Origin of the sequence: Dysgonomonas mossii DSM 22836, assembly GCF_000213575.1 — a bacterium.
GTDB classification, from domain to species: Bacteria; Bacteroidota; Bacteroidia; order Bacteroidales; family Dysgonomonadaceae; genus Dysgonomonas; species Dysgonomonas mossii.
This window is the reverse complement of the sequence record NZ_GL892004.1, coordinates 236,310-249,376: the sequence shown is the minus strand read 5'-3', so window position 1 is coordinate 249,376 and position 13,067 is coordinate 236,310. Positions and strand designations below refer to the sequence as shown.

Here is a 13,067-nt window from a genome sequence, read left to right as displayed (position 1 = left end):
AACATTTTAGATGCTAAAAAGGTCACCATCTCGCTTTCTTTTACATTTTATCTTTCCATTTTTTTTCATAGCTTTGTGATACCAAAGAAGAAAAATCAAGAATGGATAATTATATAGTTTCGGCAAGGAAATACCGTCCTATGACTTTCAACTCGGTTGTGGGGCAAAGGGCATTAACCACTACACTAAAGAATGCGATAATGTCGGGCAAGCTGGCTCATGCATATCTTTTTTGTGGACCTAGAGGTGTTGGTAAAACAACATGTGCCCGTATTTTTGCGAAAACCATAAATTGCCTCTCTCCAACTCCCGATGGCGAAACTTGTAATCAGTGCGAATCGTGTGTTGCCTTTAACGAACAGCGGTCTTTCAATATACACGAATTGGATGCTGCGTCTAACAACTCGGTAGACGATATCCGATCTTTGATCGAGCAAGTGCGCATCCCTCCGCAGATAGGAAAATATAAGGTATATATAATAGATGAGGTGCACATGCTTTCGCAGGCTGCATTTAACGCTTTCCTGAAAACATTGGAAGAACCGCCTCACCATGCTATTTTTATATTGGCTACAACCGAAAAGCATAAGATACTTCCAACAATACTTTCTCGTTGCCAGATATACGATTTCAGCCGTATTACAATCAAAGATACAGTAGAGCACCTTCAGTATGTGGCCGATCAGGAGCATGTAAAGGCAGAGCCCGAAGCCTTGAACGTTTTGGCTCAAAAGGCAGATGGAGGAATGCGTGATGCCTTGTCTATCTTCGATCAGGTAGTAAGTTTTACAGGGGGTAATGTAACGTACAAAGCTGTTATCGAGAATCTGAATGTTCTGGATTATGAATATTATTTCCGATTGACAGATTCTATTTTAACCAACAATGTGGTAGAGGGTTTGTTGATTCTGAATGAGATCCTTAGCAAAGGTTTTGATGGTAATAATGTGATAACAGGTATTGCCTCGCATTTTAGGGATTTATTGCTCTGCAAAGATGCCAAGACCGCAGAACTGTTTGAAGTAGGAGCTTCCATCAGAGATCGTTATATAGAAACAGCGAAAAAATGTACTAACGAATTTTTGTATAAAGCCATCGAGTTGGTCAACGAAAGTGACCTTAATTATAAATATAGCCGAAATAAGCGATTACTCTCCGACTTGACAATAATTAGGCTTTGCCAATTATCTTCACCTCAAGCAGGAATTGAAGATCAAAAAAAAAAGCAGGTAATTGATCCGATTTTCTCCAAGCAGGAACAACCTGTACAAGCGGCTGCACCGACTACAAATCAGAGGCCCGCGGCGCAGAGCCCGCAGCCTGCTCAACAACCTCCCGTTCAGCAAAGGGTAACACCTTCTGTAGCAGCCAAAGAGCCGACAGTCAGTGTAGAGCCTGCTAAAACAACACCGAATGCCGGAGGTTTTGGTGTTTCTATCTCAGCATTCGGAAAGAAAAAAGATGAGGAAACAACAAAAGCTGATATAACAATAGAAGTCCTTAACGAGAGATTTACTCCACTCCAACTTATCAACGAATGGAAAGCGTATGCTGAGAGCTTGACCGAAGAGCTCCATCTGAGAAATACAATGCTCAATTGTCTTCCTAATCTTATCGCCAATACGGTGTTTGAGGTGATTGTGAATAATCCCGTTCAGGAACAACGTCTTCTTGAATATCAGATGGATATATTGTCAAGGTTGAGAGCACAACTTCGCAATACTCATCTGAGGATGGAGATCAGAATAAGTGAAAATAATGAGAAAAAATTAGCTTTTACCCCTGCCGAGAAGTTTAATCTGATGATGGAAGAAAACGAAAGTTTACGAAGGTTGAAAGATGAGTTTGGCCTGGAGTTATCATGATGAGAAATTACAAAAAGAGTTAGACTGAGAAGGTAGGACAAAATAAAAATTTTAGATAAAAACCTCGAAGGTTTAAAATAAATATATTTCTAGGACGAGAGGAAAAATCGTGCTATCTTTGTAGCCTCAAAAAAAAATTATTCTCACAATTCCAACAAAGGAGATCTTTTTATGACAGAGCCATTAAAGCATGAATGCGGTATCGTCATGATACGCTTATTAAAACCGCTCGAATATTACCAACAAAAATATGGTACATGGCAATATGGGTTGAATAAACTCTATTTGCTAATGGAAAAACAGCACAATCGAGGTCAAGAGGGCGCAGGCTTGGCTGTTGTAAAATTAGACTCGCCTCCGGGTAGCGAATTCATCTTCAGGGAAAGAGCTGTGGGATCAAGTGCTATTTCAGAGATCTTCACAAACGTTTATCAGAACTATGAAAAAGTATCGGAAGATAAACTCAATGATACTGAATATGCCAGTAAAAATCTTCCATTTGCCGGAGAATTGTTTTTAGGGCATTTGCGTTATAGCACTACCGGAAAAAGCGGAATCTCATACGTTCATCCATTTATGCGTCGTAACAACTGGCGGTCAAGAAACTTGGCTTTAGCCGGTAATTTCAATATGACAAATGTAGATGAACTGTTTGCCGAATTGTTGGCACAAGGGCAGCATCCTCGCGACTATACAGATACATTTGTACTTCTCGAATCGATTGGTCATTATCTCGACAGAGAAGTTCAATATCAGTTTGATAAACACAACAAGAGTACCGGTGCAAAAGGAGAGGAGCTGAACACACTGATAGAGAAAAATCTTGATATCCATTTTATGCTCAACAAGGCAAGTGAGAAATGGGATGGAGGTTATACGATAGGTGGGCTTATCGGATGTGGCGATGGATTTGTTTACAGAGATCCTTCGGGTATTCGTCCGGCTTTCTATTACAACGACGACGAGATTGTTGTTGTTGCATCAGAAAGACCTGTTATACAGACAGCTCTAGGACTTGATGTTGCCGATATAAAAGAGTTAAACCCGGGACAGGCCATTATCGTAAAGAAAGATGGTACAGTTATGTTTTCTCAGATACAAGAGCCTAGAAATGTTTCTCCGTGCTCATTCGAACGTATTTACTTTTCGCGTGGATCAGACTCTGACATATATAACGAACGCAAAAAATTGGGAGAACTTCTTTTGCCTCAAATTCTGAAAGCTATCGATTCGGATATTCAGCACACCGTATTTTCTTTTATTCCCAATACGGCAGAAGTTGCTTTCTTTGGGATGACCGATGCATTCAATAAACATATGAATGATGTTAAACTTAGAAAGATAAAGGAAAAAGGGGCATCTATTACCGAAGAAGATTTACAGAAAATCTTATCTATGCGGGTTCGCACTGAGAAAGTTGTGATAAAAGACATAAAGCTAAGAACCTTTATTGCACAAGATAAGGGACGTGACGACTTGGCAGCACACGTGTATGATGTTACTTATGATTCGGTAAGACCGTATGAAGATAATCTGGTTGTTATCGATGATAGTATAGTGAGAGGTACTACATTGAAACAGAGTATAATAAAAATACTCGATCGTATTCATCCGAAGAAAATCGTTATCGTATCTTCTTCTCCTCAGATACGTTATCCTGACTGTTATGGTATCGATATGTCGAGAATGAATGAATTTGCTGCGTTTAGGGCTGCTATCGAATTGCTGAAAGAAAGAGGAATGCAATCGGTGATAGATGAAGTGTATCATAAATCTTTGGCGCAGAAGGATAAGCCAAAAGAGGAAATAGTAAACTATGTGAAAGAGATTTATGCTCCTTTTACAGACGAAGATATTTCGAAAAAGATGGCTGAAATGCTAACACCAAAAGGAACAAAGGCCGAAATAGAAATTGTTTTCCAGAGCATTGAAAACCTTCATAAAGCGACACCTAATCACAAGGGAGACTGGTATTTTTCGGGAGATTATCCGACTCCGGGTGGAAACAGAATGGTGAACACTGCTTTCTTGAATTATATAGAAGGAAAAAACAACCGCTCTTATTAAGGGTAATATATAAGAGAGCTGATTTTATATCAGCTCTTTTTTTTATTCACTTTTCATGTAACCATGTTCGTCTTACGGTAGTCTTATTCTAAAAGATGTAAACCATTAAATATATAATATGAAAAGAACTCGACTATTTCTGTTAATTTTATTCGTAGTAGGTATCAGCAACATTTATTCTCAAGAATTTGTAACAATATCAGGACGGGTTACAGATTTCGACGGAAATCCTATCGACAGTTGCTGGATAGGACTTAATTATTCGGATTTTTCGCCTGCTTATCAAACGTATTCAGATAAAGACGGCTATTACTCTCTGGAGAATGTAAAGAAAGGGAAATACAAGTCATTGTATGCACTTCGCCCCAAAGAGTATCCTCGGAGAGATGCAGTGGCGGATGACGACAAACGTCTTGAGTTTTGGGCATGGAATGTAATAGCAGATCGAGATCTGACGATAAATCCTCGTTATCACCGTCTGGAGCTTTACGGAACAAACGCATTCAAAGTAGAGGGAGGGTATAATGGCCTCTTTATATACACACGACCTATGAGTGTGGCGAAATTACTTACGTATTCCAAAGAATTGCAGCTAAACAAAGCTAAGGCAGAGAAAGAAGTGAATATATCAGTTAAACCTGAATTTTTCAAGGTGAGGGTATATATTGATGATAAAGAGGCTGTGATCAACTCTGTACAACGTGTGCAGGAATATGTAGGGAAAGATAATCCCAGCATGGGTGCTTATATTATCGAGACAGAATTGCCCAAAGAGAAATCCGATAAACCATATCGGATAATAAGAGTAGTGGGAGAAAATCTGGAGCATAATGAGATGGGTGAGAATGTATATTTCTATGAAGTAAAGAATTACGAGGAAAACCCGAAATAACATATATTTTATAATCAATTTATTATATTCTTGAAAGTCGGATAATTTCAGAACCAACCAACAATTTAATATCTTTGTTTTATTAATTTGCAATAGTTATTTGATCTGTATAATTTTATCTATTTGAGGTGATCCTGAAAACCGAGCTTTGTAAGCAGAAACATGACAGGAAAAAGAGTGTAAAAACGTGTCACTTTTGTCACCTTTGTCACTTTTTAGGACTTAACATATTACTGATTCGTATTAATAATTGATTATGAAAGAAAACAATATAATAGCAGCTATATCTACACCTGCAGGTATAGGAGGAATAGCCATTATACGTCTGTCGGGAAATGGATGTATAGAATTAGTTGACGCTGTTTTTAGATCCTTTAAGGGGAAAAAGCTTGCGGATGCAAAAGCTTATACAGTTCATTTTGGATCTCTCATTAAAGATAATGTCGTTTTAGATGATGTACTGGTTAGTGTATTCCGAAATCCGCATTCGTTTACCGGCGAAGATATAATAGAGATATCCTGCCATGGTTCTATTTATATTCAACAAAATATATTACAGCTGCTTATATCAAAAGGAGCGTCTTTGGCTCAGCCGGGTGAATTTACTCAACGAGCTTTCTTAAATGGTAAGATGGATTTGTCTCAGGCCGAATCGGTGGCAGACTTAATAGCATCATCTTCAGCCGCAACACATCGCTTGGCAATGAATCAGATGCGTGGAGGTTTTAGCAATAAGCTGATTGAGCTTCGTACTGAACTGCTGAATTTTACATCTTTGATAGAGCTCGAACTAGACTTTTCGGAAGAAGATGTTGAATTTGCAAATAGAGATCACCTCAAAGAGGCAGCACATCAGATAGAATCGCATATAAAGAAGCTGGCAGATTCTTTTAGTATAGGTAATGCCGTTAAATCGGGTATTCCGGTTGCAATTATAGGCGAAACAAATGCCGGTAAGTCTACCTTACTTAACCTTCTTTTGCATGAGGAAAAAGCAATTGTATCCGATATTCATGGTACAACGAGGGATGTTATTGAGGATACGATTAATATACAAGGACTGACCTTCAGGCTTATTGATACTGCCGGAATACGGGATACTCATGACGAGATAGAAAGCCTTGGCATTGAGCGTACATTTAAGAAGATAGAACAAGCGAATATTGTTTTGTGGGTCGCCGATTGTGAAACTATAAATGAGCATATTGAGGAGTTGTCTCAAAAAATACTGCCTGTAGTTGGAGATAGGAAATTGGTTCTTGTATTCAATAAGGTTGATATTATTTCGGCAGAAAGAAAAGCAGAAAAAGAAAAGCTTCTATTAGATAAAATTCCTGAACGGGTTTTCATCTCGGCTAAATATGAGCAAGGGACTAATCAGTTGGAAGACTTATTGGTAAAAACGGCAAATATTCCCGAAATTAGTGAACAGGATATTATTGTTACAAATGTTCGTCACTATGAAGCTCTCCAAAATGCATTGACTGCAATAAAACGTGTCTCTGAAGGGTTAGAACTAAAAATATCGGGAGATTTTCTGTCGCAAGATATTCGTGAGTGTCTGTATTATCTTGGTGAGATTACAGGTCAAATTTCTACCGATGAGATATTGGGTAATATTTTTAGTAAGTTCTGCATCGGTAAGTAAGTAACCTGATACAATCAATAAACAACAAGGACTAACTTTCATATAAGTTTAGTCCTTGTTTTTCTTTGTAAAAAGGTATTTCTCAATAGTTTCAACATTATTAAGAACAAAAAGAAAAACTTTATTGTTTGTATTAAATAACAAGTTACTATGAAAATATTATTGACAGGTGCAACCGGATATATTGCTCAGCGACTTCTACCTGTTTTAGTAGATGCTGGACATACAATTGTCTGTTGCGTACGTGATGTAAAAAGATTTTATATTCACGATGATTGGACAACACAAGTTACAAAAATAGAAGTAGATTTTTTAAAACCCGAATCGTTAGCAAATATACCCTTAGACATAGATGTTGCATATTACCTTATACACTCAATGTCTACTTCTTCTGGCGACTTCAGTGAAATGGAACAACGGTCGGCACAAAATTTCGTCAAGCGAATAGAAGAAACAAATGTCAAACAGATTATTTATCTGAGTGGTATCGTTAACGAAGCTCATTTGTCAAAACATTTACAGTCTCGTAAAGATGTAGAGATAATTCTTACTGAATCTAAAGTAGCATTAACAACCTTGAGAGCAGGTATAATTGTTGGTTCAGGAAGTGCCTCTTTTGAAATAATGCGCGATTTGGTTGAGAAATTACCCATTATGATTGCTCCGCAATGGCTCAAAACGAAATGTCAACCCATAGCTATTCGGAATGTGATCGAATATTTATCGCTAATATTACTTCGTAAAGAAACTTATAATGAGAGCTTTGATATTGGAGGACCGGATGTATTGACATTTAAAGAAATGCTACTCCGGTTTGCACAAGTGAGAAACCTGAAGCGGTATATATTTGTAGTACCTGTTATGACACCAAAGCTGTCATCCTATTGGCTGTATTTCGTAACATCAACTAACTTTTCGTTGGCTAAGAATCTTGTGAAAAGTATGAGAGTAGAAGTGGTTTGCAAGCCCAATAAGCTCCCTCAGCTATTTCCAATAAAGCTTATCAGCTACAAAGAAGCCATAGAGTTGGCATTTGATCGGATAGAACAAAATCAGGTATTATCGAGTTGGACAGATGCTTTAACCAGTCAAGTGTTAATGAAGGGCATATCGGCACATATCTCTGTTCCCACAAAAGGTTGTTTTAGCGATCAAAAAATAGTAAGATTAGATGATCCCAACATAGCTTTAGATAATATATTTGCTATTGGGGGAGGACGAGGGTGGTATTACGCCGATTGGTTATGGAATATTCGAGGCTTCCTCGACAAGATTGTTGGAGGTACAGGAATTAGACGTGGAAGAAAAAGTGATACTGAAATCTTCGTAGGAGAAGCTTTAGACTTCTGGCGGGTCTTAGTCGCTGATAGAGACAAAAAGCGATTACTGCTTTATGCTGAAATGAAACTACCGGGTGAAGCTTGGTTGGAATTTAAAATAAATAGTTCCAATGAATTGATTCAAACAGCTACATTTCGTCCTTTAGGACTGTGGGGAAGGCTCTATTGGTATTCGGTTCTTCCATTTCATTTTTTTATTTTTAAAGGGATGGCAAAAAACATAGCAACGAAGAAATATGACAGCTAATACTAAATTTATTTTACGACAACGATGCGTGCCCTTAAAGTAGGATATTTTATATTTTAATACCAATTCAATAGATTATCAAATCTTTCAACGATATTGAAAAGACAGATAAATTCGATATACTTTATTAACTTGCAGCTTGATTTAAGAATCCCATCATTTATATGAATTTTAAAGCTAAACTGTCGGAACGTATCGCAATGGAGGATGTAAAAGAAATACTTCGTCTAATAGATAATAGTGACAACTCAAAGCAAGAGTTATATGATTTAGTTGTTGGAGAAGATGAAAACATTGGGTACCACGCCGCTTGGGTCTTGACACATTTTTCTGCAGAAGCTAATAAATGGCTGTATAAAAAACAAGATGAGCTTATTGACGAAGTGATGACATGTGAGCATGGAGGTAAACGGAGGGTTATCCTCAATTTACTTTATAAACAGCCTTTGGCAGATCCTCCGAGGGTTGATTTTTTGGATTTCTGTCTCGAGCGAATGCTCTCAGTTAAAGAACTACCCGGAGTGCAGTCACTTTGTATGAAAATAGCTTACGAGCTCTGTCGTACTATTCCTGAATTAACACAGGAATTGGAAACAATACTCGAAATGATGGAAGGGGAACTATGCCCGGCTATCAGTTCGGTGAGAAAGAATATTCTTAAAGCAATTCCGAAAGGGAAAAGCTTACAGTAAGGCTTAATCAAAAAAAACTTATAGCCAACAACGATACCTATCTACACTTAAAGTGAGACACTCACCTATGATTTATAGATTATATCTATTGAATATTCGTTTATATCAGTAAATCATATTATACATTTGTACTCTTATCGAAACTTATAATCTGTTCAACTATTTTAATTAATATATAAAATGCAATTATATAATACATTAAGTAACGAAGAAAGAGAAAAATTAATAGACCAAGCCGGTGTAAACAGGCTTACATTATCATTTTATGCTTATGCCCACATCGACAATCCGCAACAATTCAGAGACGAACTCTTTGTCAGATGGAGCGAACTGGATGTGTTAGGACGTATATATGTAGCGAAGGAAGGGATTAATGCCCAGTTATCATTACCCGCTCATAATATGAGTGCCTTTAAAGACTTTTTGGACACTTATACCTTTCTGAAAGACATTAGGTTGAACATAGCAGTAGAACATGACAATAAATCTTTCCTCAAATTGAAGATAAAGGTAAGAGACAAAATTGTAGCCGATGGGCTTAACGACAACACCTTTGACGTTACAAACATAGGTGTTCATTTGAAAGCACAAGACTTTAACAATATGATGGACGACCCTGATACCATCGTCATTGATATGCGTAACCATTACGAAAGTGAAATAGGGCATTTTGAAGGGGCGATCACTCCCGATGTTACTACATTCAGAGAATCGCTTCCCATTATAAATGAGCAGTTGAAGGACTACAAAGAGTCTAAAAAACTATTGATGTACTGCACCGGAGGTATCCGTTGCGAAAAGGCGAGTGCATATTTCAAGCACCAAGGCTTCCGAAACGTTTATCAGCTAGAGGGAGGCATTATCGAATATACCCGCCAAATAAAATCGGAAGGATTGAAATCGAGATTTATAGGTAAAAACTTTGTTTTCGACAATCGTCTCGGAGAACGAATCACCGATGATATTATAGCTCATTGCCATCAATGTGGAGAGCCTTGTGATACGCATACCAATTGTGCAAATGAAGGCTGCCATCTTTTGTTTATACAATGCTCGAAATGCGCCCAAAAGATGCAAAATTGCTGTTCCGATGCTTGCAAAAACATTGTCACGCTACCTCAAGAGCAAAGGAAGATATTGCGCAAAGGCATTAAAAATGATACGATGATTTTTAGAAAAGGGAAAAGTTTACAAAAACTTTAATTGGGGGAATATGAATTAGAAGAGCTGGGAGATATACTTCTGAATATTCCAGAGGGACAAAACTTAAAAAATTTAGAATCTGTTAGAGTAAAAGATTTATCAAACAAGACAGAAGGTAAGAGAGGAAAATATAAACTTCACTATCAATATATTGCAATATCTTATATGTTTTATTTTCAGATAATATTATTATATTTGTTTATCTTATTTACCAAAAGTGTACTTACAAATTAATAAACAATGAGTAGTTCTATAAATAATGCAATACTTCAATTAAGGAAACGTGCAGAGAAATATCCCGAAGATCAATTGATTAAAACTTTTGTTGATGTTGGTTCATTATTTACATTACTAACTAATCCTGATCATCAGATTTTATATGGAAGACGAGGTACGGGAAAAACTCATATATTAAGCTTTTTGAATTCGCAAAAAAAGAAAGAAGGAAATTGTTGTATTAATATTGACTTACGAACAATAGGCTCTACAGGGGGACTATATTCAGACTCTACTATATCTATTGCAGAAAGAGCTACTAGACTATTAGTTGATAGTCTATCTGTTATACATAATCAAATATTAGATTTTGCTATAGATGATAAAAATACGATAGATTTATCTAAGATAGGTCCAGTTTTAGATGAACTTTCAGATGCTATCACTGAAGTTCAGATATTAGGACCTATTGAAAAAGAAAGGACATATGAAGATAGCGTTAGTTCTGAGAGTGATATATCTATGGGCATGGGGCTTGATAATATGTTTTTTGGTATAGGGAATAAAGATTCTTGTGTAAAAAAAGCATATAAAAGAGAAAATATATCAGGAATAGAAAGACATAGAATACATTTTCCTTCTATTCGTATTTGTTTTGAGAAAATTGTAAAAATAATTACTCCAAAAGAAATTTGGATTATATTAGACGAATGGGCAGAGATTCCAATGGAACTACAGCCATTTTTAGCAGACCTACTTAGAAGGACGCTTTTCCCGTTATTTGGCATTAGCGTAAAAATAGGAGCAATAGAGCATAGATCTAATTTTAGATTTTCTCAATCGGCATCAGATTACATTGGTATCGAAACAGGAGCTGATGTAACAAGTTTAAATCTTGATGAATTTATGGTTTTTGATAATAATGAATATTTATCAATTGATTTTTTTAAGAATTTAATATTTAGACATATTTCATCATTTCTTCCGGAGGATTTAAAAGTTAAGCATGCCGATGATTTTGTAAATGTTGCATTTACACAGATAAATGCTTTTGAGGAATTTGTTCGGGCATCAGAAGGCGTTCCAAGAGATGCTATTAATATTTTGGTTAATGCTGCAATGAAAGCTGGAAGTGATAAGATCTCGATTTTTCATATTAGAGATTCTGCTAGAACTTGGTATAATCGGGATAAAGAGAAGTCGATATCATCAAATGTGACAGCACTTCAACTTTTAAGATGGATTATTGATGTGGTTATAAAAAATAGGAATGCGCGAGCATTTTTACTAAGAACCGATACAGAAAGTGATCTAATAAATTATCTATACGATGCTCGAGTATTGCATTTAATAAAGCAGAGTGTTTCAGGAAAAGATACTCCTGGTATTAGATATAATGTCTATAGTATTGATTTTGGCTGTTATGTTGATTTAATAAATACAAGTAAGGCTCCTAAAGGTTTATTTGAAGTTGAAACAGAAGAAGGATTATCATCTGAATTTGTTAATGTCCCTCGTAATGATTATAGAGCAATTCGTCGAGCAATTTTAGAATTATCAGATTTTCATGATAATATAAAATAAATTATTAAAATATATATAATTACTTCAAATCTTACAATTCAATAAATTGATTGTGAGATGTTTGTGTCATATAATAACTGTTTAGAGATTTCACAATATAAATGATATAAACAAAAACGTCACTATTATGATGTTTTATATTGCCTTTTCTATCGTTGTCTGTCAAATACGATTGAAAATATAAGATGAAAATAGTATCTTATTGTCAACTCCTCCTTATCACCCGCCACTCTAAAAACCATCTTAAATCTTAGAGAAACTTCTCGTGGATGTACCCTTGGATAGATAGGGCCTTCCATCAAATATTTTTTCATAAATATCAATATTACAGACGAATGATAGGCGAGTGATAGACTTTCGCCTAAACAAATCTTAACGTAAATGTAACAAAATAGAAAAGAGGCTGTAACAACAGTGTAATAATTTTGTTGCTGTAAAAACTAGGGAATAAAATATCACTAAAAATAAAAAGATTATGAAAAAAACAATTTTGGTTTCTATAGCATTACTATCATTAAGTATTGGTGTTAGTGCTCAAAAGATTAAAGGTTCGGACACAGTATTGCCTTTATCACAAAAAGAAGCAGAAAGTTTTATGAAGGCAAATCCATCCAGAACTGTTACGGTAACAGGGGGAGGAAGTGGAGTTGGTATATCTTCGCTTTTGGCAGGAACTACCGATATCGCACAAGCTTCAAGAAAAATTAAATTCTCGGAGAGACAGCAGTTAAAAGATAAAGGGAAAGAGGCGAAAGAGGTAATTGTTGCTTATGATGCACTTGCAGTAGTAGTACATCCTTCTAATAAAGTATCAAACTTAACTCGCGAACAACTTGAAGGTATTTTTACCGGAAAGATAACCAACTGGAAACAGGTAGGTGGAGCAGACCTGAAGATCGTTCCTTATTCTCGCGAAACATCATCGGGTACGTACGAATTTTTTAGAGAGCATGTTTTGGCAAATAAAAATTATGTAAACGGAATAATGAGCTTGCCGGCAACAGGAGCCATTATCCAGTCAGTAGGACAAACAAAGGGAGCTATCGGTTATGTAGGGCTTGCCTATATTAATAAATCTGTAAAAGCAATACATGTATCGTATGACGGCGGGAAGAAATTCATAGAACCATCAGTAGCCAATGCCAAGAGTAAGACTTATCCGGTTGTACGTCCGCTATACTTCTATTACGAAGCAAAATCAGAGAAAACAGTAAAACCTTTTGTTGATTATGTATTGTCAGCTAAAGGACAGAAAATAGTATCGGACGTTGGATTTATCCCTGTAAAATAACGATTTCAGAAACAAAAGGAAT

General features: G+C 36.2%; 10 protein-coding genes. 9 read left to right on the top strand and 1 reads right to left on the bottom strand.

Annotation, left to right across the window (positions count from 1 at the left end):
- The first annotated feature begins 101 nt into the window (after positions 1 to 101).
- From HMPREF9456_RS00995 to HMPREF9456_RS00955, 8 genes are all read left to right on the top strand, one after another.
- Positions 102 to 1,865 carry a DNA polymerase III subunit gamma/tau gene (locus HMPREF9456_RS00995; protein ID WP_006841575.1) on the top strand — a complete coding sequence of 588 codons (1,764 nt, stop codon included), beginning with the start codon at positions 102 to 104 and terminating at the stop codon, positions 1,863 to 1,865.
- 171 nt (positions 1,866 to 2,036) lie between these two features.
- The gene (locus HMPREF9456_RS00990) at positions 2,037 to 3,932 is read left to right on the top strand and encodes an amidophosphoribosyltransferase (RefSeq protein ID WP_006841574.1); all 1,896 of its coding nucleotides are present in this window, start codon (positions 2,037 to 2,039) and stop codon (positions 3,930 to 3,932) included.
- A 118-nt stretch (positions 3,933 to 4,050) separates the two neighbouring features.
- Positions 4,051 to 4,824: a peptidase associated/transthyretin-like domain-containing protein gene (locus HMPREF9456_RS00985; protein ID WP_006841573.1), complete on the top strand. Its 774-nt coding sequence runs from the start codon at positions 4,051 to 4,053 to the stop codon at positions 4,822 to 4,824.
- Positions 4,825 to 5,080: 256 nt separating this feature from the next.
- Complete coding sequence (mnmE, locus tag HMPREF9456_RS00980; RefSeq protein WP_006841572.1) at positions 5,081 to 6,472, top strand: tRNA uridine-5-carboxymethylaminomethyl(34) synthesis GTPase MnmE; 1,392 nt, start codon at positions 5,081 to 5,083, stop codon at positions 6,470 to 6,472.
- A 150-nt stretch (positions 6,473 to 6,622) separates the two neighbouring features.
- Positions 6,623 to 8,059, top strand: coding sequence for an SDR family oxidoreductase (locus tag HMPREF9456_RS00975; RefSeq protein WP_006841571.1), 1,437 nt, complete (start codon positions 6,623 to 6,625; stop codon positions 8,057 to 8,059).
- A gap of 164 nt (positions 8,060 to 8,223) precedes the next feature.
- Positions 8,224 to 8,751: a hypothetical protein gene (locus tag HMPREF9456_RS00970; RefSeq protein WP_006841570.1), complete on the top strand. Its 528-nt coding sequence runs from the start codon at positions 8,224 to 8,226 to the stop codon at positions 8,749 to 8,751.
- A gap of 180 nt (positions 8,752 to 8,931) precedes the next feature.
- Positions 8,932 to 9,954 carry an oxygen-dependent tRNA uridine(34) hydroxylase TrhO gene (gene trhO, locus HMPREF9456_RS00965; RefSeq protein ID WP_006841569.1) on the top strand — a complete coding sequence of 341 codons (1,023 nt, stop codon included), beginning with the start codon at positions 8,932 to 8,934 and terminating at the stop codon, positions 9,952 to 9,954.
- A gap of 240 nt (positions 9,955 to 10,194) precedes the next feature.
- Positions 10,195 to 11,754 carry an ORC-CDC6 family AAA ATPase gene (locus HMPREF9456_RS00955; protein WP_006841567.1) on the top strand — a complete coding sequence of 520 codons (1,560 nt, stop codon included), beginning with the start codon at positions 10,195 to 10,197 and terminating at the stop codon, positions 11,752 to 11,754.
- Positions 11,755 to 11,903: 149 nt separating this feature from the next.
- On the opposite strand, the gene HMPREF9456_RS17180 is transcribed toward HMPREF9456_RS00955, so the two are convergent.
- Positions 11,904 to 12,068 (bottom strand): hypothetical protein, encoded by a 165-nt coding sequence (locus HMPREF9456_RS17180; protein WP_157181991.1) that lies wholly within the window; start codon positions 12,066 to 12,068, stop codon positions 11,904 to 11,906.
- Positions 12,069 to 12,229: 161 nt separating this feature from the next.
- On the opposite strand from HMPREF9456_RS17180, the gene HMPREF9456_RS00950 reads away from it, so the two are divergent.
- Positions 12,230 to 13,045 (top strand): PstS family phosphate ABC transporter substrate-binding protein, encoded by an 816-nt coding sequence (locus HMPREF9456_RS00950; protein WP_006841566.1) that lies wholly within the window; start codon positions 12,230 to 12,232, stop codon positions 13,043 to 13,045.
- Positions 13,046 to 13,067: the final 22 nt, after the last annotated feature.

Coding starts and splice junctions, on each gene's coding strand:
- HMPREF9456_RS00995 (WP_006841575.1), top strand. CDS start 102: ATGGATAATTATATAGTTTCGGCAAGGAAATACCGTCCTATGACTTTC.
- HMPREF9456_RS00990 (WP_006841574.1), top strand. CDS start 2,037: ATGACAGAGCCATTAAAGCATGAATGCGGTATCGTCATGATACGCTTA.
- HMPREF9456_RS00985 (WP_006841573.1), top strand. CDS start 4,051: ATGAAAAGAACTCGACTATTTCTGTTAATTTTATTCGTAGTAGGTATC.
- mnmE (WP_006841572.1), top strand. CDS start 5,081: ATGAAAGAAAACAATATAATAGCAGCTATATCTACACCTGCAGGTATA.
- HMPREF9456_RS00975 (WP_006841571.1), top strand. CDS start 6,623: ATGAAAATATTATTGACAGGTGCAACCGGATATATTGCTCAGCGACTT.
- HMPREF9456_RS00970 (WP_006841570.1), top strand. CDS start 8,224: ATGAATTTTAAAGCTAAACTGTCGGAACGTATCGCAATGGAGGATGTA.
- trhO (WP_006841569.1), top strand. CDS start 8,932: ATGCAATTATATAATACATTAAGTAACGAAGAAAGAGAAAAATTAATA.
- HMPREF9456_RS00955 (WP_006841567.1), top strand. CDS start 10,195: ATGAGTAGTTCTATAAATAATGCAATACTTCAATTAAGGAAACGTGCA.
- HMPREF9456_RS17180 (WP_157181991.1), bottom strand. CDS start 12,068: ATGAAAAAATATTTGATGGAAGGCCCTATCTATCCAAGGGTACATCCA.
- HMPREF9456_RS00950 (WP_006841566.1), top strand. CDS start 12,230: ATGAAAAAAACAATTTTGGTTTCTATAGCATTACTATCATTAAGTATT.